We start from the raw sequence: 24919 nt of genomic DNA, 5'->3' as shown, positions 1-24919 counted from the left end.
GCGGCGACCCCAGAAACGACGAAACCCCCGGTCGTGGAAGACCGGGGGTTGTTCGCTGTGGCGAGTGAGGGATTCGAACCCCCGAAGGCTACGCCGTCTGATTTACAGTCAGATCCCTTTGGCCGCTAGGGTAACTCGCCGTTCGCGCTCCCGACCACCAGTCAACTGCTGACCGAAGGCGCCACATAAGAATACTGGTCGCGCGCCCCGTCGCGAAATCAGGCCGTGCGCGGCGTCTGCCCGCGGCGAATTCGCGCCCGGCAGAAGCCGATGACACGGGCCCTCGGCGCCGCTCAGGATGGGCGCATGGACACCGACATGAACTCCCCGGTCCAGCGCCTGCTGGAAGAACGCATCGTCTTCCTCGGCAGCGAGGTGACCGACGAGACCGCGAACGAGGTCTGCGCCCGGCTGCTGCTGCTGGACTCCATCGCCTCCGACAAGGACATCTACCTCTACATCAACTCCCCCGGCGGCTCGATCACCGCGGGCTTCGCCGTCTACGACACGATGAACTTCGTGCGCGCCGACGTCGCGACCGTGGCGCTCGGCTTCGCGGCCTCGATGGGGCAGTTCCTGCTCTCCTCGGGTGCGAAGGGCAAGCGCTACGCCCTGCCGAACGCGTCCGTGGTGATGCACCAGCCGCACGGCGGGTTCGGCGGCACGAGCGCCGACATCCAGACGCAGGCCAACCAGATCCTCCACTTCAAGCGGAGGATGGCGCAGCTCACGAGCGAGCAGACGGGCCGGACGGTCGAGCAGATCGTCGAGGACGGCGACCGGGACCGCTGGTTCACCGCGGACGAGGCGCTCGACTACGGATTCGTGGATGCGGTGGTCGGCACGACGGGCGCGCTGCGGGCCTGACCCCGGGCGCCGGAGCCGAGCCGAGCGCTGACGCTCAGGCGACGAGCAGCAGCGCGGCCGGTGCGGTCTCGGTGGTGGAGGCCGACTCGGCGACCGCCGCGACCGCGGTCTGCGACGCAGGGACCTCGTCGCGCTCGGGGACGAGGCTGAGCACCTGCGCCGGTGCGGCGGCCTGCACACCCGCCGCCCCCGCGAACTCGGCGGCGACGCGGGTCAGCAGCTCGCCCTCCGGCACCTCCAGCACGCGGCACAGCGCGGCGAGGATCTCGGACGACGCCTCCTTGCGGCCCCGCTCGATCTCGGAGAGGTACGGGATGCTCACCCGCGACGTCTCGGAGAGCTGGCGCAGCGTCGTCCCCTGCTCCGTCCGTATCCGGCGGAGCACGGACCCGAGAGCGTGCCGCAGAAGCATGGCGCAAGCCTAAGCCGCGCAGCCCGGATCCGGACCAGTGCGATCCGGCGATTCTGCTCAGAGCAGAACGCGCAGCGACATCGATCCGCCGGTCACGCCGGTTCCGCGCCCGCGAGCACCTCCGGCGGCAGCACCCGCTGCGCGCCCAGCACCTCGAGGCCCACCAGCCGCCCCTCCGCGTCGTACTCGGCGTCGACGTAACCGCCCGCCGGCACCCCGGTGACCTCGCCGCGCAGGGGCGCTCCGGCCGCGCCCTCGTCGAACAGGAGGTGGGCCACATCCAGTTCGGGGTCGTAGACGATACGCATGACTCGACGCTACGGCGCGGCGTCCGTGCTGTCGTCGGACCGTCGTACCACCCTGCGGGTCCGCCGTGAGAGGGACACCGATCGGCGACACCCCGCAGCCGCTTCCACGGATGTCGGTGGCCGGGCGCAGAATCGTCGGCATGAGGACCTTGGAGATTTGCGAACGGTGCGACGGGACCGGTGCCGACCCCGCCCAGCACGGTGAGGAGATCACCGTGTGCGTGGAATGCTCCGGTGACGGCTGCCACGTGACGTACTACGCCGAGTTGAGAGAGACCGCGTAGCCGAAGCGGCCGGCGGTCGTGTGCCCCGTATCGGAGGCTGGAGGCGCGACCCGCGGTGTGGGATGGTCTGTCCATGCTGATCGTGACGACCAACGACATCCCCGGCCACACCGTGACGAACGTCCTCGGCGAGGTGTTCGGCCTCACCGTGCGCTCGCGCAACCTCGGCTCCAACCTCGGGGCGAGCTTCAAGTCGCTCGCGGGCGGTGAGCTCAAGGGCATCACCGCGCTGCTGCACGAGGCGCGCACCGAGGCGCTCGGTCGCCTGGCCGACGAGGCGCAGGCGAAGGGCGGCAACGCTGTGCTCGCGTTCCGCTTCGAGACCAACGACTACGGCCAGGCCGGCGTCGAGGTCTGCGCGTACGGAACCGCCGTCACGATCTCCTGATCGGTTCCGCCGGTTCCGAACCCGGTCGCGGGTCCGGCCACAACCCACGGTTGCAACGGCCCAACCGCGCGTCGGTAGCCGAGGCGGCCCCGGCCGGGAGATGCTCGGTGGAATGAACGTCTCCCCCGTGCGCACCCTCCCGGCCCGTCTCGTCACCCGCGGGGTCGACGTCGCACCCGGCGTAGGCATCACGGTGGTGATCGCCCTCGTCGCGACGGGCATCGCGCGGCTCGTGCCCGCCCTGGGCAGCGCGCTCCCCGCACTGTTGATCGGCGTCGTCGTGGCGGTCATCCGCAAGCCGACGGGACGATTCGCGCCCGGCGTCGGCTACTCCGGCAAGTTCGTGCTGCAACTCGCCGTGGTGCTCCTCGGCGTACAGCTGTCGCTGTCCAGCATCCTCGTCGTCGGCGTGCAATCGCTCCCCGTGATGCTGAGCTCGCTCGTCGTGTGTCTGCTCGCGGCCTGGCTGATCGGCCGCGCCCTGCGCATCCCGACCCGCGAGCGCACCCTGATCGGCGTCGGCACCGGCATCTGCGGCGCCTCGGCGATCGCCGCGGTCTCGCCGATCATCGGAGCGACCAGCGCGGAGATCGCCTACGCGGTCTCCACGATCTTCCTCTTCAACGCCATCGCGGTCGTCGTCTTCCCGTACCTCGGCCACGCGCTCGGGATGGATCCCCACACCTTCGGGCTGTTCGCCGGGACCGCCGTCAACGACACCAGCTCCGTCGTCGCGGCGGCGAGTCTCTTCGCGACGTCGGCCCTCGGGTTCGCGGTCGTGGTCAAGCTCGTGCGGACCCTCATGATCATCCCGATCAGCATCGGCCTCGCCATCGCCGAGAACCGCCGGACGAACGCGGGTACGCCGATGACCGCCCGCCGCGCGCTCGGGCTCGTGCCGTGGTTCCTGATCGGCTTCCTGCTGGTCGCCGTCGCGAACACGTTCATCCCGATCCCCGGCGGCGTGCACGACGGGCTGGTCGCGGTCAGCGTCTTCCTCGTCTCCGTCGCCCTCGCCGGCATCGGCCTCTCCACCGACCTCGCCGCCATCCGCCGCGCCGGCTGGCGACCGCTCCTGCTCGGCTTCACCCTGTCGACCCTCGTCGCCGGGACCAGCCTGCTCGTGATCTGGGTGATGGGGCAGCTGTAGCTCGTCGAGCCCGAGAGAAACCGAATGGGGGCTTGGCCGCCATCGTGCCGATGACATTCGGACGGCGGCCAAGCCGGCTCAGGGTCAGCGGGTCGAGACGGTCACCGTGACCTTCGAGTCTCCCGCCAGCGCGTAGGCGCCGAGCTCGATCGGCTTCGTCCGGTCGAGACGCTGCGTCAGTGCCACCCGGCCATCGAGGTAGATCTCGACGATCTCGCCGTCGAGGACGACGACCAGCTCGACTCGTTCACCGAGTTCGAGGGATTCCGCCGACGCGAGGATCGGACCATCCACCTCACGGTACTGACCCGCGCGTCCGGTCAGATCGGCCCAGAAGTCGTCGAGGGGCGATGGGACGGCAGCAAGCCGGGCTCGTCCGCGACCGCGATCGAGTTCGATTCGCCACCCGGCGGCATGGTCGTCCACGATCAGATCGAGTCCGACGATCGCTGCGGTGGCGTCGGTGAACGTCGCCCGGATGACGGCGGAATCGGGAAGCACGCCCAGGCGTACCTCGCTGTTGCCGCCGACCCCGTCGAGAGCGACGTCGCGCCTCAGCGTCTCGTGGGGCCATTCGTCGATCACGCCGCGCGCGAGACCGACCTCGAGGTCACCGGCGGCGTTCGCACGAACGATACGAGGGAGCGCGAAATCCCCGCCCCACAACCAGCGGGGACCGCCGTCGGCGGTGACGCGATCGTGCACCCATCCGAAGAACGCCCGGCCTCCAGGGTGCGCGGCCGACTTCGACGCGTACCACCGTCGTCCGCCGAGACTCTCGTTCGCAGGGATCCGGAACGGGCCGCGCGGGCGGTCGGCGACACGGTAGATCGTTCCGACCTCCTCGGAGAATCGCGAGTAGACGAGGTACCACCGTCCATCCAGCTCCCAGAGCTCGGGGCACTCGGGGCAGTAGGTGTCTCCCGGCGTGTAGAACGGCTTCTCTTCGACCGTCCAGGTCATCAGGTCGGGTGACGTGGCGAGGGCGATGGCGCCGCGACGCCAGTGCGGTCCCTCGGCGAGGCGGGTGGCGATCAGCATCCACCAGAGCCCTTCGTCCTCATTGAAGAACACGTAGGGGTCGCGCCAGTCGACCTGCTCGTAGTCCGCCGTGGGGAGGAGGACGGGATTGTCCGCGTACTTGGTGAAGTTCACCAGATCGTCGCTGACCGCGAGGCAGATGGTCTGCGGGTTCGGGGCGCCGACGTGATGCCCCGTGTAGAAGAGGTAGTAGCGCCCATCGTTCTCGACGATGGACCCTGTCCAGATTCCCCCACCGTCGTACGCCCCGACGTCGCCAGGTGCGACCGCGGGCGCCAGCTCCTCCCACGACACGAGGTCGCGTGACCGGGCATGCTGCCAGGTCGTGCGGACGCGCTCGGGATAGTCGAGCGTGCCGGCCGGTGAAGAGAGATAGAACAGGTGGGTCTCCTCTCCGATCCGGAACGGGATGGGGTCGCCCGCCGCCGCGGTTGCGGCAGAGAGGGGACGGCGGAAGGGGCTCATGCTTTTCCTTGTGCGTAGTCGGTGGATTCGATGTCGGATGGAAGCGCGTCCGGGCTCACGATCAGGGCGGCGCGGAATCGCGTCCTGTGGATGCGTCGCGCGTTGGGTTCGTCGACGGCACGCACCCAGTCACGTGCCTCCGCGGGGGTCTTCCCGAAACGGATGTGCCGGCGAATGAGGCGCTCCCGCCGCAGGCCGTCGTCGACGTCGACGAACCAGATCTCGGTGAGTACGTCGGGGACCCGGTTCCAGGGCTCGCTCTCGTCCAGCAGGTAGTTGCCCTCGGTGACGACCAAACGGGTCCCGGGCAGCACGGGAACGCTGCCCGCGATCGGCTCCTCGATAGCCCTGTCGAATGCGGGTGCGTAGACGGTGTTCCCCATCTCCCGCGCGATCCGCTCGATCGTGGCGAGGTAGCCGTGGGCGTCGAACGTGTCGATGGCGCCTTTGAATCGGCGCCGGTCGAGCCGATCGAGTTCGATGTCCGCGAGGTGGAAACCGTCCATCGGAACCCAGGCCGCAGGAACGCCGCGGCCGGAGAAGTGCTCCACGACCTGGGTCGCGAGTGTGGACTTTCCCGCTCCCGGCGAGCCGGCGACGCCGAGGATGACCCGCTCGTGACGGGCGAGAAGCTCCGCCACCCGCCCCGCCAATCCGTCAGGCAGCACGCGCGCCACCAGGAGCAGCGAGCTGGTTCGCCATGAACGCGCGAGCGTGGGTGGCCAGGTCGAAGCCGTCATCCCAGAGATCACGCCAGACGGCCAGATCGTCGGAGAGGCCTTTCGCGACGACACTCGACGAGAACGACTCGAAGGTGATCGGACCGGCGTAGCCGATATCTGCCAAGGCGTGGAAGAAGCCGGTGAAATCGAGGTGACCGGATCCCAGGTAGCCGCGATGGTTCTCCCCGATGTGGACGTAGCCCAGGCGGTCCGCGACGTCGAGCACCGGGCGGACGAAGTCGTCCTCCTCGATGTTCATGTGGTACGTGTCCAGGTGGATCATCACGTTGTCCTCGCCGATGTCGTCGGCGAGCCGGAGTGCGTCGCGAGCGGTGTTGACGACATTCGTCTCGTACCGGTTGCAGATCTCCAGGCCGAGGGTGACGCCGTGCCGTGCGGCCTCGACGGCGAGCTCTCGGATGACGGTGACCGCATTGGCGCGGCCGGCCGACGTGACCGCGTGCGGATACTTGCCGAGGGCGCTGTACAGCGCGCCGGTGAAGATGCGGCCGCCGAGCGCGGATGTCGCTGCGAGGGACTCCTGCAGGAGGCGGGCGCCGCGAGCCACCACCTGCGGGTCTTCACTGGAGACGTCCGCGTCGAATGCCAAGCCGCGCGAGCATGCGACGGCGAGTCCCGCAGCCTCGAGTTGGGTGCGCGCGGACGCAGTGTCGAGGTTGCCGAGGTCGTGCAGCGAGAGTTCGAGGAGGTCGTAGCCGGCGGCTTCCGTCTGCGAGATCGCTGTCGCCACGGAGGCCGGCGCTGTGTCCCCGACCCAGACCAAGGCATGGACTCCGAGGGGGTTGGTGGTCGTCATCTCTTCGCTCCTGTTGTGTTGCGGCTGGTGATGGTCTCGACGATGCTGCGGACGGCGGCTGCACCGTCCACCTGCACCATGACGTCGACGTTGGGCTCGGACGCCGATGTGCGCAGCGTCTGACCGCGAGTCGCCGCGTCCGACGTGTCGACGATCAACGACATCCGCTCGAAGGCTCCGAGCGAGGGGTCCGCGGCCACGGCCACAGCGAGCGGGTCGTAGAGGACGCAGCCGAGTCCGTGCTGGAACATCGGCGATTCCAGATAGGTGTCGCAGATCTCGGCGAACAACGCGAGATCGGTCGAGTCGCGGTCGATCCCGGCGATGGCGTCGGCTGTCAGAAGCAGGCCGGTGTTCGGGTTGGTCACGTCCAGACCGATCATCGTCAGCTCGATCCCCGACCGGAAGACGATGTCGGCAGCATCCGGATCGAAGTAGATGTTGCACTCGGCGACAGGGGTGACATTGCCCCGCCCGTACTCCCGGTCGAGGCCGAGGCCGCCGCCCATGAAGACGACGGCGGCGATGTCCTCGGCGAGCGAGGGGTCTTTGCGGAGTGCCCGGGCCAGGTTGGTCTGCGGGCCGATCGCCACGATCGTCACCTCACCCGGATGCGCGTGAACGGCCTCGATGATGAAGTCCTCCGCGGTGCGGCCGGAGGCCACCTCGTGCGCTTCGGGAAGGTCGATACGACCGGGTCGGCCGCGCGCGCCGGCGTACGCGCGCGCCAGCTGGGGCGGCAGTTCACCAGATAGAGGAACGGGGCTTCCGATCGACACCGGGATGTCATCGCGCCCGAGTGCTCGGAGCACAGCCCCGGCTCCACGCGCAGACAGCTCCGGCGGGCAGTTCCCGAACGTGGTCGTCACTCCGATGAGATCGAGCCGGGGGTCGTTCACCGCCAGATAGAGGGCGATCGGATCGTCCGCGTCGGTGCCGGGGATGCCGACCCCGGGGTCGGTGTCGATGATGATCTTCCGGGGCGCCATCACGCGGTACCGTCCTCGAGCGCGATCGCACCTGTCATGATCGCTACGGCCTCGGCGGGAGTGTGCGATTGCGGTGTGATGACACCGGCTCGCTGGCCGAGCCGCTGGACTTGGATCCGGTCGGCGACCTCGAAGACGTTCGGCATCGAGTGGCTGATGAGGATCACGCCGAATCCTTGCTCGCGAAGGCGGCGCAGTACATCCAGCACCTGACCCGTCTCGCGCACGCCGAGGGCCGCCGTCGGCTCGTCGAGCACGATGATCCGGCTTCCGAATGCCACCGCACGAGCGATCGCGACGGCCTGACGCTGACCGCCGGACAGTGTCTCGACGACCTGGCTGATGTCCTGCAGCGTCTGGATGCCGAGGGCGCTGATGTCCTCTTGTGCTTTTGCACGCATCGCCTTGTGATCGAGCATCCGCCCGATGCTCCCCAGCGGTCCTTTTCGGCGGAGTTCGCGACCGAGGAAGAGATTCGATGCGATGTCGAGATCGGGTGCGAGGGACAGTGTCTGGTAGACCGTCTCGATCCCGACCTGGCGCGCATCCTGAGGGCGACGGAACCGCACCTCCTCGCCGTCGACGCGGATCGTGCCGACATCGGGAGCCTCCGCCCCGGTCAAGCACTTGATGAGTGTGCTCTTGCCCGCTCCGTTGTCTCCGATGACGGCGAGGATCTCTCCCGCGTAGAGGTCGATGTCGACGCCGTCGAGGGCGACGACCGGTCCGTACGTCTTGACGAGTCCGCGCGCCGACAGGATCGGCGTGCGTTCGAGGGTCGTGTCGGTCATCGCTTGGCTCCTGTCTTGCGAATCCACTGATCGAGCGCCACCGCCGCGATGATCAGGATGCCGATCGCGAGCGTCTGGTAGAGCACGTCGACGCGGGCGAGCGAGAGCCCGTTGCGGAACACTCCGACGATGACGGCGCCGAGGAACGTCCCGAGGAGGCGTCCGCGGCCGCCGAAGAGGCTCGTGCCGCCGATGACGACGGCGGTGATCGAGTCGAGGTTGGCGTCGACAGCGGTGCTCGTCGTCGCTGCACCGTTGCGGCCGAGGAGGACCCAGGCCGAAAGCGCGACGAGGATCCCCGCGACGACGTAGACGCTGAGCAGCACCCGCTTCGTGCTGATACCGGCCAGCCGCGCCGCCGCCGGATCGCTGCCGACCGCGTAGACGTGCCGTCCCCACGGGGTCTGCGACAGGACGAATCCCATGACCAGGTACATGACGATGACGAGGAGGACACCGGTGGTGAAGTTGAACGGCCCGATGGCGAACGACGTCGCGGTCCAGGTGAGGAAGCCGCCGAGTTTGTCCCCGTCGACCACCTGACCGTTGCTGAGCAGGAGGGCGAGAGCGGTGAAGATGCTCAGTGTGCCGAGGGTGGTGATGAACGGCGGCAGCTTGACCTGCGCGACCAGAACGCCGTTGAGCAATCCGGCCGCCGCCCCGAGGAGGAGGCCGACGAGGAGGGCGATCGGACCTGGCAGGCCGGCGACGCCTGCCAGGTTGCCCATCACGATCGAGACGAGCACCATGAGGGCGCCGACCGAGAGGTCGATACCGGCGGTGAGGATCACCAGTGTCTGCGCCACCGCCAGTGCGCCCACAATGGCCACCTGCTGCAGGATCAGCGAGAGGTTCGCCGGGTAGAGGAACCGTTCGTTGATGATGCTGAAGACGATCACCGCGAGGACCAGCACCGCGAATGGGCTGATCGCCGGGTGCTTGTGCAGCACGCGCTGAATGCGTTGCAGGCCCGTCACCGGGCGCTGCTTGAACGCCTCGGCAGCGGTGAGTTCCCCGCGGCTTGTCGTGGATGTCACGATTCTTCTTCCTTCTCGCTTTCGGGACGGCGGCGCCTAGTCGGAGCTCAGTAGCATTCCTTGCTGCCCTCGTCCGAGGTGATGCTCTTCACGCCGTCGACCGGGCTGTCGGTGACAAGGGTGATCCCGGTGTTCGTGAAGTCCTTGCCGGCCGGGTTGGTCGGCTTGGTCCCCGTGCGGACGAAGTCCACAGCGGCCTTCACACCGTCGGCGCCCATCTTCGACGGGTACTGCTGCGCATCGGCACCGAGTTCGCCGGATGCGACCTGCTTGATCCCATCGCAGCTCCCGTTGATCGACACGACGATGGCCTTGGTGTTGCCCGCGGCCTTGAGCGCTTGGAATGCGCCCGCCGCCGACGGTTCGTTGGCGGTGTAGACCACGTTGATGGACGGATCGAGCGTGAGGCACTTCTCCATCGCGGTCCGACCGCCGTCCTGCGCCCCATCGGTCGCCTCGTTGCACACGATCGAGTAGTCGCCGCCCGAGTACTGGCCCGTCTTGGCTTCGTCGCCGTTCTTCTCCGCATTGTTCAGGGGGATCCCCATACCCTTCAGGAACCCCTGGTCACGCTGGTAGTCGATGCTGACGGCCTTGTCCCCGAAGAGGTCGAGGAGGGCGATCGTCGCCTTCTCGCCCTTCAGCTTCCCCGCGGTCCAGGATCCGATCTCCTCGCCTGCCTGCAGGTTGTCGGACGCATATGTCGCGTCCACGAGATCGCCTGGCGTGGTCGGAGTGTCGAGGGCCACGACGAGGAGGCCGGCGTCCTTGGCCTTCTTGATGGCGTCATTGACGGCGGGGCCGTTGTTGGCGATCAGGATCGCGTCATCGCCGCGGGTGACGGCGTTCTCGATGGCCTGGATCTGGCCTTCGGTGTCGGTCTGGTCCTTGCCCGACGCGACGGTGATCTGCGCGTTCTCGGCGGATGCCTCCTTCTTGGCGCCGTTGATCATGGCGACCCAGAACGGATCGACCGGGTCCTTGGTGATCAGCGTCACGTGGATGGTCTTGGACTTGGGGTCTCCACCGGCTGAACAGCCGGCGAGGAGCAGTGCGGAAGCGGCGAGCGCGGCAGCGGTCAGCAGCGTCTTCTTGTGTCGGGTGGCGAAGCCGGAGAACATCTCAACTCCTTCGGTGAGGGGCAAGCACGATCGTGCTTGTGCGGCCACGTTACTTTATGTTTTTCGAAGTTGCAATAATGACTTCCGACGATATTATTACGAAATGACAACAGCGTCCGAACAGTGGCAGGGTCTTCGTATGCCCAAGTCGACGCCGTGGTTGCGCGATAGTCCCGGAGCCGTGTTCTCGCTGTTTCGAGAGCACGTCGGCGGCCTGACGAAGTCCGAGGTCGTGCGCCTCACCGGCCTCTCGCGCACCGCGATCTCAAGCCGGGTGGATGCGCTGACCGATCGTGGATTCCTGGTGGCGCAGACGAACGACTCCCCCGAAGGCCGCGGCCGGCCCGCGGAACGCTTCGTGCTGAACCCAGGCCGGGGAGTCTTTCTCGTTGCAGACACCGGCGCGACCGGCATGAGGGCAGGCCTGTTCGACGCCGCGGGCACCCTGATGGACGAGATGTACGAAGCATTCGACATCGCTTCCGGTCCCGAGGTCATCCTCGCCCGGGTCGACGCCCGCTTCGTCGAACTCCTCTCGCGCACAGGAGTCGATCCCGCGCGGGTTCTCGGCATCGGCATCGATCTGCCGGGGCCGGTCGATCAGACTCTCCGCAGAGTGATCCGCCCCCCGATCATGCCCGGATGGCACAACTTCGACATTCCCGGCTATTTCCAGCGCACATACGATTGCCCGGTCATCGTCGAGAAGGATACGAACGCGATGGCGTTCGGCGAGCACCGCAAGCAGTACCCGGAGATCGGCGAACTCGTGTTCGTGAAGCTCGGAACGGGGGTGGGAACCGGGCTGATCGTCCGCGGCGACCTCTACCGGGGGGCCGACGGCGCTGCAGGCGACATCGGACACATCCCCGTGGCCGGTGACCACCGCACCGAACCGCCTCGCTGCCGATGCGGCAATGTCGGATGCGTCGAGGCCTACGCCGGCGGGTGGGCGCTCGCTCGCGACCTCAGTGCAGCCGGCTATCCCGCGTCGTCGATCAACGACGTGATCACAGCCGTGCGGAGCGGCAACGAGGTGGCGCGGGAACTGGTGCGGCGAGCGTCGCAGATCATCGGCGAAGCGGTGAGCGACATCGTCCATATGGTGAACCCACGAGTGGTCGTCTTCGGTGGGCAGCTCGCCGAACTCGACGAGATCGTGCTCGCGACGGTCAGGGAGGTGATCTACGGCCGCGCGCTGCCCTTGGCCACGCGGAACCTTCAGGTCACGTCGATGGGAATCGACGACCCAGGCGTCTACGGGCTCGCCGAGCTCGTCGCCGACGAGGTCTTCTCGATCGCGTCGATCGACTCGGTCCTGCTCTTTCCCGGTCGATCGTCGATACGCGCCGCCCGGTAGCGCCCACAGCGATCGCCGTAGAATCAAGGGAACAGGCCGATCAACAGGTCATCATGATCAGCATTTTCTACGAAGAGTGAGGCAGATACCGTGGCAGACTCCACGTTCGACATCGTCAGCAAGGTCGACAAGATGGAGGCGGACAACGCCGTCAACCAGGCGCGCAAGGAGGTCGAGCAGCGCTACGACTTCAAGAACGTCGGCGCCTCGGTCGAGTGGAGCGGCGAGAAGATCCTGCTCAAGGCCAACACCGAGGAGCGGGTGAAGGCGGTGCTCGAGGTCGTCGAGTCCAAGATGATCAAGCGCGGCATCACCCTCAAGTCCCTCGACGCCGGCAACCCCTACGCCTCGGGCAAGGAGTTCCGCATCGAGATCGGCCTCAAGAACGGCATCGAGCAGGACGCCGCCAAGAAGATCTCCAAGTTGATCCGCGACGAGGCCCCGAAGTCGGTCAAGGCGCAGATCCAGGGCGACGAGCTGCGCGTCTCGTCGAAGAGCCGCGACGACCTCCAGGCCACCATGGCACTGCTCAAGGGCGCCGACCTCGACGTCGCCCTCCAGTTCGTCAACTTCCGCTGACGTATCCCCGGATCCAGCGCTCCATCTCCGCATAGGCGACGCCCCGCGGCTGCTCCCGCGACAGGAACACGTCGTGCAGGGCGCCGTCGATGCGCGAGACGGTGACGGTCGGCGCGAGACCGAGAGCACGCTTCGCGATGTCCTGCACGACCAGCACGATGTCGCTGCTCATCATCTCGGGCGTCCAGTACGGCAGCAGGGCCGACCGCGCCGACAGCAGGGTCAGCACCGGCACATCCAGGGACAGGCCGGCGGCGACGCGGGCGTGGCCGGCCAGGATCGCGGTCAACCAGGCGGGATGCACGGGGAAGCCGCGCACCGGGCGCCAGGCCAGGTCGTAGTCCCACTCGCCGTCCATCGTCTTCGAGACGGAGCGCGTGTAGTAGCCGAGGTCGACGTTCGGCAGCGCAGCCTTCGGATCGATCCGGGCGTGGAGGTCGATCAGCGGCGCGAGGGCGGCGCGTCCGGGTCCACCGGCCTGGAACTCCAGCCACGGGCTGTTGAGCACGAGCGCGTGCGCGCGCCCGGGGTGTCGGTTCGTCCACAGGCTCAGGGTGAGACCGCCGGTCGAGTGGCCCAGCAGGATCAGCTTCCGGTGGGAAGCCGACCCCTCGCCGTGACCCATCACCGTGAGCGCGGCCTCGATGTCCTCGTCGTAGGTGGCCAGGTTGTCGACGAACCCCGGGGTCTGCCCCTCCCGCAGGCTGCGACCGTACTTGCGGAGGTCGAGCGCGAAGAAGCGCGCCCCGCGGTCGTGCCAGAACCGCGCGAGCTCCTCCTGGAAGAAGTAGTCCGACCAGCCGTGCACGTAGAGCACGTCCGTGTCGGCCGCCGGCCGGTGCGGGCGCAGGTCGCTGAGCCGCGGCGCCGGGAAGTACCGCACGAGGGTCGCGACGACTTCGCCCTCGCCGTCGGGCTGCAGCGGCAGCGTGAGCTGCTCGAACGGCTCGCCGAGCACATCCGGTTGCCATTCGAGCCCGCGGGTCATCCCCCCAGCGTGCCAGGTCGGGAGGCTCGCCGGTACACCCGGCGTGCGCGCCGTGCGACTGCGCCGTCCCGGGACGACTGCGCCCGGTCGCCGCGCCGCAGACGTCCCGCTGCGTAGCAGTCGCTACCAGCGGGCGCCGGCGCTCAGTCCTCGGAGGAGGCCGACACCGACGTGCGGTTGGAGACGCGCACCATCTCGTCGCGCGGCACGACCTTGATGCGGGCGCGTCCGCGCTCCGCGCCGAGGGCCTGCTCGTGCTCGTCGAGGTTGTGCCAGCCGTCGAGGTCGGTGTACTCCACACCCCGCTCGCGCAGGAGGTTATCCACAGATTCCTCGTCAGGGTCGGTGGGGGACCACCAGTTTCCCTGATCGTTGATCACATGCTTGATCGTCTCCATCGCGTCCGACTTGGTGTGTCCGATGAGCCCGACGGGGCCGCGCTTGATCCACCCGGTGGCGTAGACGCCGTACATGCGCTCGTTGTCGTCGCCGCGCAGCACCTGGCCCTCGTGGTTCGGGATGACACCGTGCTTCGCATCGAAGGGGATGTCGGGCAGCGGGGAGCCGAAGTAGCCGACGGCGCGGTAGAGCGCCTGGATCTCGACCTCGCGGATCTCGCCGGTGCCGCGCACGCCGCCTTCGCCGTCGGGCTCGGTGCGCTCGTAACGGAAGGCGCGCACGCGGCCGTCCTCGTCCGGGAGCACCTCGAGCGGCTTGGCGTAGAAGTGCAGGTGCAGGCGGCGGGAGGCCGCGCCCACCTCGCGCTGGCGCCACTGCTGCAGCACCCGGTCGATCACCATGACCTGCTTGTTGCTCGCGATGGCGTCCTTCGACTGCTCGTCGTAGTCGAAGTCCTCGTCGTAGACGATCATGTCGACGTCGCGCAGCTCGCCGAGCTCGCGCAGCTCCAGCGGGGTGAACTTCACCTGCGCCGGCCCCCGGCGCCCGAAGACGTGCACGTCGGTCACCGGCGAGCTCTGCAGGATCTCGTAGACGTTGTCCGGGACCTCGGTGGGCAGCAGGTCCTCGGCGTGCTTCGCCAGGATGCGCGAGACGTCGAGCGCGACATTGCCGTTGCCGATCACGGCGACGGACTCGGCCTCCAGCGGCCACGTGCGCGGCACGTCGGGGTGACCGTCGAACCAGCTCACGAACTCGGCGGCGCCGTACGAGCCCTTCAGGTCGATGCCCGGGATGTCGAGGTCGGCGTCGCGGATCGCGCCAGTCGAGAAGATGACCGCGTTGTAGTGGCGCTTGAGGTCGTCCAGCGTGATGTCGGTGCCGAACTTCACGTTGCCGAAGATGCGGATGTCGCCGCGGTCGAGCACATCCCGCAGCGCCGTGATGATGCCCTTGATGCGGGGGTGGTCAGGCGCGACGCCGTAGCGCACCAGGCCGTAGGGAGCCGGGAGCTGCTCGAAGAGGTCGATGGACACGTCGAACCCGCGTTCAGCCTTGAGCAGGATGTCCGCGGCGTAGATGCCGGCGGGCCCGGCGCCCACGATGGCCAGTCGGAGTTTGGTCATGCGTCGTATCCTTCGTGTTCAGCTGGAGCGTTCGACGATCGTGTCCGCGAAGCGGACGAGCGCCTTCTTGACGGGGCCGTCCGGCAGGGGGGCGAGCGCCTCGACGGCTTCGCGCGCCCACCGGTGGGCCTCCTCCAGGGTCTGGTGGGTGACCTCGTGCTCACGCAGCGCGGCGATCGCGGCGGTGGCCTGCGGGGTGACGGGGCCTTCGTCGGCGGTGCCGATGACATCGCGCTCGAGCCGGTCGAGCAGCTCGGCGGCGGAGGGGTCGGTCGCGGCCCGCTCGCGCAGGCGCAGCACGGGGAGGGTCGCGACGCCGGCCCGCAGGTCGTTGCCCGGGGTCTTGCCGGTCTCCTCGACGCCCCTCGCCGAGAGGTCGATGACGTCGTCGATGATCTGGAACGCGACGCCGATCTTCTCGCCGAACGTCACGACCGGCTGCTCGTAGCTCTCGTCCGCTCCAGAGAAGACGACGCCCATCTGGGCGGCGACGGCGATCAGCGACCCCGTCTTGTCCTCGAGCACGGTGATGTAGTGGGCGATGGGGTCCTCGCCCTCGCGCGGGCCGATCGTCTCGTGCAGCTGGCCCAGGCACAGCCGCTCGAAGGTGTCGGCCTGCAGCTGGATGGCGCGCTCGCCCAGCGCGGAGACGAGCTTGCTCGCGCGGGCGAAGAGCAGGTCACCGGTGAGCACGGCGACGGAGTTGCCCCACACGAACTGCGCGCTGGGGACGCCACGGCGCATCTGCGAGTCATCCATGACGTCGTCGTGGTACAGCGACGCGAGGTGGGTGATCTCGACCGCCTGGGCGGCCTGCAGCACCTGGGGCGTGGTCCCCCGGCCGAGCTGCGCCGCGAGCAGGGTCAGCATCGGGCGCACGCGCTTGCCGCCGGCCTCGAGCAGGTATCGGGCGGTGACGTCGGCCAGCTCGTCGGCGAACTGCATCTGGGCGCGCAGACCGTCCTCGATCTGGACCAGACCGGCATCGACGGCGGCCGCGAGGGCGCGATCCTCACCGCGGGAGAAAATCCGCTCGGTCAGCCCCAGCTGGCTGGAGACCGACGCGGGGCGGCGGACTCCGGGAACACTTCGTGGCACTACTCCCCCTCGGATGGGACGGACGGTGTCGAAGATGTTCCGTCGGCGGCCGGCTTCGCCGGAGCAGGCTTCTTCGCAGCGGGGTTCTTCGCGACGGGCTTCGCCGGGGCGGCGGGCTTCGCGGTGGTCGCGGGCTTCTTGGCGGCCGGGGTCGCCGGCTTCTTCGCAGCAGCGGTCGCGGGCTTCTTCGCAGCAGCGGTCGCCGGCTTCTTCGCAGCAGCGGTCGCCGGCTTCTTCGCAGCAGCGGTCGCCGGCTTCGCGGCGGCAGGCTTCTCCGAGGCAGCGGGCTTCTTCGCGGCAGCGGGCTTCTCCGCGTCGGCGGGCTTCGCCACGGCAGCGGGCTTCACCGCCGCAGCGGGCTTCTCCGCGGCAGCAGGCTTCACCGCCGCACCGGGCTGCTCCGCAGCCACCGACTCGGGTGCCGCCTGGGCGGGCGCGGCATCCACGGGCTTGCGGCCCCGGTGCAGCGCCACGATGCCGGCGGTCAGGTTGCGCCAGGCGACAGACTCGTAGCCGGCCTCGCGCAGCCATCCCGCGAGCTCCGGCTGGGCCGGCCAGGCCTGGATGGAGTCCATCAGGTACTCGTAGGCGGCCGGGTTGGAACTCGCGACCTTGGCGAGCAGCGGCATGCCGTACTTGAGGTAGGCGCCGTACCCGGCGCGGATGAGCCCGATGGGCGGGTGGGAGAACTCGCAGATCACGACGCGGCCGCCGGGCTTGGTCACGCGGTAGAACTCCGCGAGCGCCGCGCGCGGGTCGACGATGTTCCGGAGGCCGAACGAGATCGTGACCGCGTCGAACGAATCGTCGTCGAAGGGCAGCTTCATCGCGTCGGCCTGCACGAAAGTGACGTAGGGGTTGTCGGCCTGGCGGCGGCGCCCGACCTCGATCATCCCCTCGGAGAAGTCCGCCGCGACGACGCTCGCGCCGTTGCGGGCGAGGGACGCGCTCGACGTGCCGGTGCCGGCCGCGACGTCGAGGATCCGTTCGCCGGCGCGCGGTCCGACGGCACGCGTCGTCGCCACACGCCAGAGGGATGCGTTGCCCACCGAGAGGACCGTGTTGGTCCGGTCGTAATGGGTCGACACCTCATCGAACATGGCGGCGACCTGGGCGGGCTTTTTGTCGAGGTCGGCCTTACTCACCACACCAGCTTAGGCTGCGCCGTGATCCCGTGCATTCCCGGGCCGGGATGGACGGCGCCTGCGCGGCGAATGCGCGGTCAATGCGCAGGGGGCGCGCATCGGACGCCCAGCGTGCCGGGCGTAGTCTGTAGCGGTGACAGCACCAGCGACCACGCGCCAGGCGACGGACGTGACGGCGCTCTCGGTCGAGACGACCCCCCTCGACGACGTACGCCAGCTCATCCCCTACATCGATTCACGCACCCCCCTCCTGTGGCTGCGCAAGGGCGAGGGGATCGCCGGCATCGGCGAGGCGCTCCGGCTCGAGTTCTCCGGCCCCGACCGCATCGCCGACGCCTCCGCCGCGTGGCGCGAGACGGTCGCCGCAGCGACGATCGCCGACGCGGTGCGCACCCCGGGCACCGGACTGGTCGCGTTCGGCACGTTCGCGTTCGCGGACGAGAGCGCGGCGACGAGCACGCTGATCGTCCCCGAGATCATCCTGGGGCGCCGCGACGGTCGCAGCTGGATCACGCGCATCCGGCGGGTCGACGCGAACGACGCCGCCGCAGCCCCCGCGTCGACCGCCTCCGCACTCCCCCCGCGCACCCCGCTGGGCGACGAGTACCGGCTCAGCCTCCTTCCCGGCACCCTCGGCAAGGACGGCTACCGCGAGGCCGTGTCCGCCGCCGTGGCGCGCATCCGCGAGCACGACCTCTCCAAGACCGTCCTCGCCCGCGACCTCGCCGGCCACCTGCCCCTCGAGTCCGACCTGCGCCGCGCCCTGGTCGAGCTGGCCCTGGGCTACCCGGAGTGCTGGACGTTCGCGGTCGACGGTCTCGTCGGCTCCTCGCCCGAGACCCTGGTGCGGGTGCACCACGGCACGGTCACGGCGCGCGTGCTCGCCGGCACGATCTCGCGCGGGGCGGACGCGGTCGCCGACCACGACGCCGCCGTCACCCTGGCGAGCAGCACCAAGGACCAGGAGGAGCACCGGTTCGCGGTCGCCAGCGTGTTGGAGGCCCTGCGTCCGCACAGCGCCGACCTCGACGCCAGCGACCTCCCCTTCACCCTCAAGCTCCCCAACCTCTGGCACCTGGCGACCGATGTCGCCGGCACGCTCAGCGACGGCGCGAGCTCGCTCGACCTCGCCGACGCCCTCCACCCGACGGCGGCCGTCGCCGGCACCCCGCGGCAGGACGCCCTCGCGGTCATCCGCGAGCTCGAGCCCTTCGACCGCGGCCGCTACGCCGGACCGGTCGGCTGGGTCGGCGGCGACGGCGACGGCGAGTGGGCGATCGCCCTCCGCTGCGCCCAGGTCGATCCCGACGGCGATCTGACCGCATACGCCGGCGCCGGCATCGTCGCCGACTCCGACCCCGAGCGCGAGCTCGCGGAGACGACGATGAAGTTCCGCCCGATCGTGGAGGCCTTCGGCTGAGCCCGAGCCCGGGCCCGGGCACGCGCCCGGCAGACCCGCGGCACCGGCTTCAGGTCGCGGCGAGCCGGTTGCGCTGCTCCTCCACGTCGTAGGAAGGCACGGGCCACCCGAGCTCCATCCGCTCCAGCGCGTCGATCAGGAGGTGCTGCACGGCGATCCGCGCGTACCACTTGCGGTCGGCGGGCACCACGAACCAGGGCGCGACGTCGGTGGAGGTGCGTTCGAACACGAGCTGGAACGCCTCCTGGTAGTCGTCCCACAGCATCCGCTCGTCGACGTCGTTGGTCGTGAACTTCCAGCGCTTGTCCTCGCGATCGAGGCGATCCTCCAGGCGTTTCTTCTGCTCGTCCTTGCCCAGGTGCAGCATCACCTTGACGATGGTCGTCCCGGTCTCGGCGAGCTCGCGCTCGAAGTCGTTGATCGCACGGTAGCGGCGTTCGATCTCCTCCGGCGGGGCGAGCTGCCGCACGCGGCCGATCAGCACGTCCTCGTAGTGGGAGCGATCGAAGACGCCGACCTGGCCGGCGGCGGGCGCGGCCTTCTCGATGCGCCAGAGGAAGTCGTGCGCGAGCTCCTCCGGCGTCGGCTTCTTGAAGCCGGTGTACCGCACGCCTCCGGGGTTCATCGCCCCGACGACGTGCGAGACGATGCCGCCCTTGCCCGCGGTGTCCATCGCCTGGAGTACCAACAGCACGCGGCGCTGGTCGCCCTGCGTGCCCGCAGCGTAAAGCCGCTCCTGGAGATCGGCCAGGATGCCGGCCCCCTCGGCGAGCGCCTTCTCGCCGTCGTGCTTGTCCCCGTCGAATCCGGGCTTCGCGCCGGTGTCCCGCTCCGACAGCCGGAATCCGTCCCCGACCCGCAGCAGGTCGTCCGGATCGGTGGTCCAGTAGCTCTCTCGTCCCATCCGCGTCCTCCTCGATCGGGTAGGCCCATCGTAGGGAGGTCAGCGCGGGAGCGCCACGCCCACGATGGAGCCGAAGGCGCGCGGCGGGTGCACCAGGACGATCGGCTGCGTCCCGCCGGGGAACAGCCGGGCGACCTCCGCGCGGTCGGCGCGGTCGTCGGCGGTGATGTCGATCGTCTCGCGCCAGCGGCCGTCGGCCATCCGCTGCAGCGTCGCCTCCCACGTGATGCCCGGTGTCCGCTTGGCCTGCACCCGCAGGTGGACGCCGACCGCGCCGCGCCGCCCGAGCAGGGAGAGCAGGCCGCGGTAGACGGCGGCGCGACTGCGGTTCGAGAGCCAGGGGCCGAGCGCGGTCGCGAGGATGTCGGCGTTCCAGATCACCGTCGTCGCGAATCCCGAGCGCGACTGGTAGACGTCGACGGCGATGACCCCGGAGATCCGCCGCACCGTCTGCCGCAGGCTCTGCCGGGTGATCCCCTCCTCCACCGTGTTCCGCAGATAGATCGGCACGGATGCCCGCGGCGGCAGGTCCCCGGCACGCACGGCGGCCCGGTCGTCGACGTGCTGCCCGGCGCCCAGGAAGGGGGCGAGTTCGGTGAGGAAGGCGGCGACGCGCGGATCCGGTGGCCGCGCCTCCACGATCCCCGCCGTGTCGGCGTACGCGGTCGACTGGTGGAGCGCACCGAGGCGGAACCCGACGGAGAGCGGGGGTCGCGCCTTCACCGTGAGCAGGTCGTCCGGACCGGCGTCGACGGCGTTCTCGCGTCCGTCGATACGCGGGACGATGTCGAGGACGTGCTCGAGCGCGAGCGTCCGGACGCCGGGAGGATGCGGGAAGCGCCCGAGAGGCGACCCGGCGACCACGAGGTGGGTCACCGTGAAGCCCTCGGCAGCAGCGGCGAGCGCGATCTGGGCGGCGACCATCCCGCCGAGACTGAAGCCGGTGAGCAGCACCGGCTCGCCGCGGGCGATTCCGGCTGCGCGCATGGTCGCGATCGCCGCGCGCGTGATCGTGGCCCGCTGCTCGGCGCCGATGACGAGGTCGGCGGTGAGGTCGTTCGGGGCTGCGCCCGCCCGCGGGTGCCACGACTTGGTGCTCGGGAGCTGCACGATCCAGTGGCGCAGGCCCGCCGCGTCCACGCGGTGGATCACCCGGATCACGCCGACGTCGGCGCGGTCGTCGAGGTCGGGATCGCAGAGGTCGTCGATCTCGCGCTGGCTGAGGAAGACCTCCCGCAGCGACCGCACGGCGCGGCGTCGCATCGCGCCGGCGGCGAGGCCCGGCTGACCCAGAGGGTCGACGGGCGGCCCGAGGCGCAGACCGAGCCGCGCCGCCTCCGCCGCCGCGGCGTCACCGAGCGATGCCGGCGGACGATAGGGCTCGGGCGCCTCCGGGTCGGACCACCATCGGAAGAAGTCGTGCAGCAGGGGGAAGGCGGCCGCGAGGAACTCGTCGTAGCCGAGCAGCCGGGCGTCGTACCCGTCGCGCAGGAGTCCGCGCCGCCTCCCCAGGCCGACGACCTTCCGGAGCAGGTCGGGCAGCCGGAAGACGGCGAGGTACGGCCGGGCGCGCCAGCGCGGGAACGCGACGCCCGCGACGCTCACGCCGAGGGCGAGCGGCGCGAGCAGCCAGCCCGCCAGTCGGGCGATCCCCCCGATCGTGCGAGGGACGAGGGAGAGGTAGAGACCGCTCAGTGCGACGCGGCGGGCGCGACGGCGGACCGGCGGCGGGGAAGGGAACGGGTACGGGACGCGGCGCGAGCGCTGCACGACGAACCATACCCAGGCCGCGGCGAGGCCGATCAGGCGTACGACGAGGGCCACCACCGCCGCCACGACCGCCAGTGCGAGCAGCACGACGCCGGTCACGAGCGTGAGCGGGATGCCGACGACGAATCCCGCGATCAGCGCGATCCATCCGCCGGCCGAGCGCCCCCGCCAGAGGTGCGGTGGCGACGACGACGGCGGCATGCGGTCAGCCTAGCTCCGGCCCCGCGCGCGGCCGCGTCTAGCCACGGGCGGATCCGCCCGATACGGTGAGCGCCACGGGATGGGAGTCACGGATGAACAATTTCTGGGATGTGCTCTGGCTGATCTTCTGGTCGTTCGCCTTCGTCGCCTACCTGTTCGTGCTGTTCGGGATCCTGGCGGACCTGTTCCGCGACCAGTCGCTCAACGGCTGGTGGAAGGCGCTCTGGATCATCTTCCTGGTGTTCCTGCCCTGGCTGACGGCTCTCGTCTACCTGATCGCGCGCGGTCGCGGGATGGCCGAGCGGAACGCCCAACGGCGGCAGACGGTCCCCGAGGACGACGACTACGGCCTCCACCCGGTCGCCTCCTCCAGCCCGTCGAGCGACATCGCACAGGCGAAGGAGCTGCTCGATCGCGGCGTGATCAGCCGGAACGAGTTCGACGCGCTGAAGGCGAAGGCACTGGGCCAGCGCTTCTGAATCCCGGCATTGTATCCAGGCTGAGCGGATGTAATATTCAAGTATGCCTGTACCCGTAACCGAGGCCGTCAGCCCCAGACGGCTCATCCGAGACGAAGTCTTCCTCCGTCTCCTCGACGCGATCGTCGAGGGAGACCTCACACCCGGCGAGCAGCTCTACGACGCCGAGATCGAGCGGTGGGTGGGCGTTTCCCGCACACCGGTCCGTGAGGCCCTCAACCAGCTCGCCACCATGGGCCTGGTCGAGATCATGCCGCAGAAGCGCACCCGCGTGACCCCCATCGACCCGGTCCGCCTCCGCGGCCTCATCGACACGGTCGGCACGCTGCTGCGCGGGGTCGTCCGCGACGCCACGCCGCTCCTGACCGACGCCGACAAGGAGACGCTCCGCGGCCTCCCGGAGCGTGCGGCCGGCGCGCAGAAGGGGACCGCCCTGGAGCGCGACCGCGTCCTGGTCGAGGGCTTCATCGACGTCTTCGTCCGCCGCCTCGACAACCGCACCATCGCCCGTCTCTTCAAGCGGCACCTGCCCGAGGTGCGCCGCGCCCTCGTCGCAGCCCCGTCCGGCGACGCGTTCGCCGCGGGCGTTCCCGCGCTCAAGTCGCTCGCGACGGCCGCCGTCGACGGCGATGCCGCCGGCGCCGCGCAGGCCGTCACCGAGTACTGGGACAACGGCATCGCGACCGTGGTCGACGAGTTCGCCGCCACCGAAGGGAAGGCCCTCTGATGCCGCTGCCCGTGAAGGACTCCGCCCCCGTCGAGCGCCAGCTGCTGCGCGACGTCGTCTACAACCGCCTCTACGACGGCATCCTCGACGGCACGCTCGAGCCGGGTGAGACCCTCCTCGACGACAAGCTCACCGCGTGGCTCGGCGTCTCGCGCACCCCGATCCGGGAGGCGCTGATGAAGCTGGCCGACATCGGCCTGGTCGAGATGGCGCCCAACCGCTACACCCGGGTCGCCCCCATCGACCACCGCGCGATCGACGAGGCCATCTACACGACCGGGCTGCTGCACGAGCACGCCGTCCGCGCCGCCGTCCCCGGCCTCGACAACGCGGCCGTCAGCCGCCTCGACAAGGCGCAGAAGGAGGTCAAGAAGACCGCGAAGGCCGGCGACAAGCCCGCCCTCGGCCGGGCCCTCAACGACTTCCTCCTCGAGTTCGGTCGCAGCGCGGACAACGCGGTGCTGCTCGGCGTGAGCGAGGGCCTCAGCCCGCAGCTGCTGCGCTACATCGCGGTCTGGCCGCAGCCGTTCGGCGTCGACGACCTCCCGGCCCGCGTCACCGCGATCTTCGAGGCCGCCAAGGCGCGCGACGGGCAGAAGGCCGGCGACCTCGTCGCCGAGCTCTACGCGCCGACGCTCACGCAGTTCCTCGCCGAGTACCGGCGCAGCGACCGCGACATCGACGACACCCCCGGCTACTGACGGCTCACGTCACCCGGAGCAGCGCGAAAGCGCCCGGTCCCCTGTGGGGCCGGGCGCTTCGTCGTACAGAGACGCGGGAACGCGGCTCAGACCTCGAAGTCGACCGCGCTGCGAGCGTCGACGACGGAGCGGATGTACGCCGCGACCTCCTCGTGCGCGGAATGCACCTGGTAGCGCGCCACGGCGTCCAGGTCGGCGAAGTCGCCGATCAGCACCAGGTCGAAGTTGCCGGGGAGCACGTTGACACCCACCTCGAGACGCTCGATCTCGGGCACCACGCCGACGAGCGACTCCAGTTTCGTTTTGACGGCGGCCGCGTGTTCGGCCCGCTCGGACTCGTCGGTCGAAGCGAGCTTCCACGTGACGACGTGGCGAATGGTCATCGGTCCTCCAGGATCGCGGTGCGCAGCCGGGCCGGATCGACCCGCCAGTAGGTGTGCATCCGCCCGCCGACCAGCACGACCGGGATCTCCTCCACGTACTTCTCGTGCAGGGCCGGGTCGTCCAGGATGCTGAGCTCCTCCACCTCGACGGAGGGAGAGCCGTCCGGGAGGCCGTCGACCACCGTGCGGATCACCTCGCGGGCGTCGTCGCACAGGTGACAGCCCGGCTTGCCGATGAGGGTCAGGGAGACGGCGGACACGGCGTCCAGCCTAGCTCGCCCGAGCACAGCAAAAAGCGCCGGGCCGTGACGGACCGACGCTTGAGCCGCAGACTCTGAGGTCTACTTCTTGTTGCGACGCTGGTGGCGCGTCTTGCGGAGAAGCTTGCGGTGCTTCTTCTTCGCCATACGCTTGCGACGCTTCTTGATAACGGAACCCACGTAGACCTCACAAAGTTAGGGGGGTTTGCCGCGGGGTGCGCGGCGACACAAGCAACCAGTTTACCCGACGTCACGCCGTATCGGCGACGCCGCCCTTCTCGGAGGTCACGAGAGCCTCCAGAGCCTGGTCGACGGCCGACTCCGGAACACGGAATGAGCGCCCGAAACGGATCGCGGGAAGCTCACCCGAATGCACCATCCGGTACACGGTCATCCGGGAGACGCGCATCATGTCGGCCACCTCGGCGACCGTCAGGAAGCGCACGTCGCGCAGATCGTGTGCCATCGTCGTACCTTTCCGCCCGCCATGGTACTCGGCTCCACCGGCGGGTGACAGGAACTCTATGCGCCCGCGGGATCCCGCGGCAAGCACCGGGAGGTCAGTCGCGGCGCCACTTGGTGACGCGCTCGGTCGCGCTCGACACCGCGTGGCGGGTGTCGGCGAGCACCTTGCCGACGGTGCTGGCGAACTCCCGGGTCTCCTCGGCGAGCTGTGCCGAGAGCGCGGCCGCGTCGACGTCGGCCGTCGTGAACGGGATGATCCAGTCCTCCACCAGCTCGAGCGGCGTCGCGTCGAGCCGGTAGTAGCGGTGCTGGCCCTCCTCGCGCACCGAGACGAGACCGGCCTCCCGCAGCACCTTGAGGTGCTTCGAGACGGTCGGCTGGCTGAGCTCGAGCGTCGAGACGATCTCCGAGACCGAGATCTCGCCGACACCGTCCCCCGACTCCGAGTGTCGGTCGAGCAGCACGCGGAGGATGTCGCGCCGCGTGGGGTCGGCGATCACGTCGAAGATGTCGGCCATCCC

29 protein-coding genes and 1 tRNA gene are annotated in these 24919 nt (G+C 69.5%); 9 read left to right on the top strand and 21 right to left on the bottom strand.

The features are described from left to right. Positions 1 to 58: 58 nt before the first annotated feature. Positions 59 to 140, bottom strand: a tRNA-Tyr gene (locus FHX33_RS14840). Between the two features lie 166 nt (positions 141 to 306). On the opposite strand from FHX33_RS14840, the gene FHX33_RS14835 reads away from it, so the two are divergent. Then, positions 307 to 867: an ATP-dependent Clp protease proteolytic subunit gene (locus FHX33_RS14835; RefSeq protein ID WP_155829085.1), complete on the top strand. Its 561-nt coding sequence runs from the start codon at positions 307 to 309 to the stop codon at positions 865 to 867. A gap of 34 nt (positions 868 to 901) precedes the next feature. Here FHX33_RS14835 and FHX33_RS14830 read toward each other — a convergent pair whose 3' ends face one another. Next, entirely contained in the window at positions 902 to 1279 is a 378-nt protein-coding gene (locus tag FHX33_RS14830; RefSeq protein ID WP_183428667.1) for a helix-turn-helix domain-containing protein, read from the bottom strand. Positions 1280 to 1371: 92 nt separating this feature from the next. Further along, on the bottom strand, positions 1372 to 1587 hold the full coding sequence (locus FHX33_RS14825) for a DUF2283 domain-containing protein (protein ID WP_021758652.1): 216 nt from the start codon (positions 1585 to 1587) through the stop codon (positions 1372 to 1374). A 357-nt stretch (positions 1588 to 1944) separates the two neighbouring features. On the opposite strand from FHX33_RS14825, the gene FHX33_RS14820 reads away from it, so the two are divergent. After that, complete coding sequence (locus FHX33_RS14820; protein ID WP_021758656.1) at positions 1945 to 2259, top strand: YbjQ family protein; 315 nt, start codon at positions 1945 to 1947, stop codon at positions 2257 to 2259. Between the two features lie 112 nt (positions 2260 to 2371). Then, positions 2372 to 3409: a YeiH family protein gene (locus tag FHX33_RS14815; protein ID WP_021758658.1), complete on the top strand. Its 1038-nt coding sequence runs from the start codon at positions 2372 to 2374 to the stop codon at positions 3407 to 3409. A gap of 84 nt (positions 3410 to 3493) precedes the next feature. Here the strand turns inward: FHX33_RS14815 and FHX33_RS14810 are convergent, their stop codons facing one another. Genes FHX33_RS14810 through FHX33_RS14780 form a run of 7 tightly spaced genes read right to left on the bottom strand, consistent with a single transcriptional unit; the run spans position 3494 to position 10392 of the window. Further along, on the bottom strand, positions 3494 to 4915 hold the full coding sequence (locus tag FHX33_RS14810; RefSeq protein ID WP_021758660.1) for a family 43 glycosylhydrolase: 1422 nt from the start codon (positions 4913 to 4915) through the stop codon (positions 3494 to 3496). Then, the gene (locus FHX33_RS14805; protein WP_039921283.1) at positions 4912 to 5556 is read right to left on the bottom strand and encodes a nucleoside/nucleotide kinase family protein; all 645 of its coding nucleotides are present in this window, start codon (positions 5554 to 5556) and stop codon (positions 4912 to 4914) included. Before FHX33_RS14805 ends, FHX33_RS14810 begins: the two co-directional genes overlap by 4 nt. A gap of 16 nt (positions 5557 to 5572) precedes the next feature. Further along, positions 5573 to 6454, bottom strand: coding sequence for a sugar phosphate isomerase/epimerase family protein (locus FHX33_RS14800; protein ID WP_021758664.1), 882 nt, complete (start codon positions 6452 to 6454; stop codon positions 5573 to 5575). After that, complete coding sequence (locus FHX33_RS14795) at positions 6451 to 7443, bottom strand: nucleoside hydrolase (RefSeq protein ID WP_021758666.1); 993 nt, start codon at positions 7441 to 7443, stop codon at positions 6451 to 6453. Before FHX33_RS14795 ends, FHX33_RS14800 begins: the two co-directional genes overlap by 4 nt. Further along, the gene (locus FHX33_RS14790; RefSeq protein WP_021758668.1) at positions 7443 to 8234 is read right to left on the bottom strand and encodes an ATP-binding cassette domain-containing protein; all 792 of its coding nucleotides are present in this window, start codon (positions 8232 to 8234) and stop codon (positions 7443 to 7445) included. Before FHX33_RS14790 ends, FHX33_RS14795 begins: the two co-directional genes overlap by 1 nt. Further along, positions 8231 to 9274 (bottom strand): ABC transporter permease, encoded by a 1044-nt coding sequence (locus FHX33_RS14785; RefSeq protein ID WP_051336907.1) that lies wholly within the window; start codon positions 9272 to 9274, stop codon positions 8231 to 8233. The genes FHX33_RS14790 and FHX33_RS14785 overlap by 4 nt, the downstream gene beginning before the upstream one ends. Before the next feature lie 44 nt (positions 9275 to 9318). Then, complete coding sequence (locus tag FHX33_RS14780; protein ID WP_021758672.1) at positions 9319 to 10392, bottom strand: substrate-binding domain-containing protein; 1074 nt, start codon at positions 10390 to 10392, stop codon at positions 9319 to 9321. A gap of 103 nt (positions 10393 to 10495) precedes the next feature. On the opposite strand from FHX33_RS14780, the gene FHX33_RS14775 reads away from it, so the two are divergent. Together FHX33_RS14775 and FHX33_RS14770 are read left to right on the top strand one after the other, a co-directional pair. After that, positions 10496 to 11752, top strand: a complete 1257-nt coding sequence (locus FHX33_RS14775; RefSeq protein ID WP_039921285.1) for an ROK family transcriptional regulator — start codon at positions 10496 to 10498, stop codon at positions 11750 to 11752. Positions 11753 to 11842: 90 nt separating this feature from the next. Continuing rightward, positions 11843 to 12331, top strand: a complete 489-nt coding sequence (locus FHX33_RS14770) for a YajQ family cyclic di-GMP-binding protein (protein ID WP_021758676.1) — start codon at positions 11843 to 11845, stop codon at positions 12329 to 12331. On the opposite strand, the gene FHX33_RS14765 is transcribed toward FHX33_RS14770, so the two are convergent. The 4 genes from FHX33_RS14765 to FHX33_RS14750 all read right to left on the bottom strand — a co-directional run bounded on the left by FHX33_RS14765 (position 12318) and on the right by FHX33_RS14750 (position 17088). After that, on the bottom strand, positions 12318 to 13319 hold the full coding sequence (locus FHX33_RS14765; RefSeq protein WP_021758678.1) for an alpha/beta hydrolase: 1002 nt from the start codon (positions 13317 to 13319) through the stop codon (positions 12318 to 12320). The genes FHX33_RS14770 and FHX33_RS14765 overlap by 14 nt on opposite strands. Positions 13320 to 13462: 143 nt before the next feature. After that, complete coding sequence (locus tag FHX33_RS14760; RefSeq protein WP_021758680.1) at positions 13463 to 14845, bottom strand: FAD-dependent oxidoreductase; 1383 nt, start codon at positions 14843 to 14845, stop codon at positions 13463 to 13465. Positions 14846 to 14863: 18 nt separating this feature from the next. Further along, a complete protein-coding gene (locus FHX33_RS14755) occupies positions 14864 to 15943 on the bottom strand; it encodes a polyprenyl synthetase family protein (protein ID WP_179700228.1) in 1080 nt (359 codons plus the stop codon). After that, positions 15943 to 17088, bottom strand: a complete 1146-nt coding sequence (locus FHX33_RS14750; protein ID WP_183428666.1) for a demethylmenaquinone methyltransferase — start codon at positions 17086 to 17088, stop codon at positions 15943 to 15945. Before FHX33_RS14750 ends, FHX33_RS14755 begins: the two co-directional genes overlap by 1 nt. Positions 17089 to 17221: 133 nt before the next feature. Between FHX33_RS14750 and FHX33_RS14745 the strand changes: the two genes are divergently transcribed. Beyond that, the gene (locus tag FHX33_RS14745; protein WP_338092035.1) at positions 17222 to 18508 is read left to right on the top strand and encodes an isochorismate synthase; all 1287 of its coding nucleotides are present in this window, start codon (positions 17222 to 17224) and stop codon (positions 18506 to 18508) included. Positions 18509 to 18557: 49 nt separating this feature from the next. Here the strand turns inward: FHX33_RS14745 and FHX33_RS14740 are convergent, their stop codons facing one another. Continuing rightward, positions 18558 to 19412 carry a polyphosphate kinase 2 family protein gene (locus FHX33_RS14740; RefSeq protein ID WP_021765102.1) on the bottom strand — a complete coding sequence of 285 codons (855 nt, stop codon included), beginning with the start codon at positions 19410 to 19412 and terminating at the stop codon, positions 18558 to 18560. Positions 19413 to 19451: 39 nt separating this feature from the next. Continuing rightward, the gene (locus FHX33_RS14735) at positions 19452 to 21383 is read right to left on the bottom strand and encodes a hypothetical protein (RefSeq protein WP_183428665.1); all 1932 of its coding nucleotides are present in this window, start codon (positions 21381 to 21383) and stop codon (positions 19452 to 19454) included. 92 nt (positions 21384 to 21475) lie between these two features. On the opposite strand from FHX33_RS14735, the gene FHX33_RS14730 reads away from it, so the two are divergent. The 3 genes from FHX33_RS14730 to FHX33_RS14720 are packed head-to-tail and all read left to right on the top strand — an operon-like array spanning position 21476 to position 23290. After that, positions 21476 to 21862 (top strand): SHOCT domain-containing protein, encoded by a 387-nt coding sequence (locus tag FHX33_RS14730; protein WP_021758509.1) that lies wholly within the window; start codon positions 21476 to 21478, stop codon positions 21860 to 21862. 43 nt (positions 21863 to 21905) lie between these two features. Continuing rightward, positions 21906 to 22589: a GntR family transcriptional regulator gene (locus tag FHX33_RS14725; protein ID WP_021758511.1), complete on the top strand. Its 684-nt coding sequence runs from the start codon at positions 21906 to 21908 to the stop codon at positions 22587 to 22589. Continuing rightward, the gene (locus FHX33_RS14720) at positions 22589 to 23290 is read left to right on the top strand and encodes a GntR family transcriptional regulator (RefSeq protein ID WP_183428664.1); all 702 of its coding nucleotides are present in this window, start codon (positions 22589 to 22591) and stop codon (positions 23288 to 23290) included. The genes FHX33_RS14725 and FHX33_RS14720 overlap by 1 nt, the downstream gene beginning before the upstream one ends. 86 nt (positions 23291 to 23376) lie before the next feature. On the opposite strand, the gene FHX33_RS14715 is transcribed toward FHX33_RS14720, so the two are convergent. The 5 genes from FHX33_RS14715 to FHX33_RS14695 form a co-directional block, all read right to left on the bottom strand. Then, the gene (locus FHX33_RS14715; RefSeq protein ID WP_021758515.1) at positions 23377 to 23673 is read right to left on the bottom strand and encodes a Dabb family protein; all 297 of its coding nucleotides are present in this window, start codon (positions 23671 to 23673) and stop codon (positions 23377 to 23379) included. Continuing rightward, positions 23670 to 23933 carry a glutaredoxin family protein gene (locus tag FHX33_RS14710; protein WP_039921259.1) on the bottom strand — a complete coding sequence of 88 codons (264 nt, stop codon included), beginning with the start codon at positions 23931 to 23933 and terminating at the stop codon, positions 23670 to 23672. The genes FHX33_RS14715 and FHX33_RS14710 overlap by 4 nt, the downstream gene beginning before the upstream one ends. An 81-nt stretch (positions 23934 to 24014) precedes the next feature. Next, complete coding sequence (locus FHX33_RS14705) at positions 24015 to 24113, bottom strand: 30S ribosomal protein bS22 (RefSeq protein ID WP_003792170.1); 99 nt, start codon at positions 24111 to 24113, stop codon at positions 24015 to 24017. Between the two features lie 70 nt (positions 24114 to 24183). Then, complete coding sequence (locus FHX33_RS14700; RefSeq protein ID WP_021758519.1) at positions 24184 to 24399, bottom strand: helix-turn-helix domain-containing protein; 216 nt, start codon at positions 24397 to 24399, stop codon at positions 24184 to 24186. Between the two features lie 94 nt (positions 24400 to 24493). Then, positions 24494 to 24916, bottom strand: a complete 423-nt coding sequence (locus FHX33_RS14695; RefSeq protein ID WP_021758521.1) for an ArsR/SmtB family transcription factor — start codon at positions 24914 to 24916, stop codon at positions 24494 to 24496. Positions 24917 to 24919: the final 3 nt, after the last annotated feature.

It is taken from the genome of Leifsonia aquatica (genome assembly GCF_014190775.1).
Classification (GTDB): Bacteria; Actinomycetota; Actinomycetes; order Actinomycetales; family Microbacteriaceae; genus Leifsonia; species Leifsonia aquatica.
Note: the sequence above shows the minus strand (reverse complement) of the source record. Positions and strands in the feature narration are given on the sequence as shown.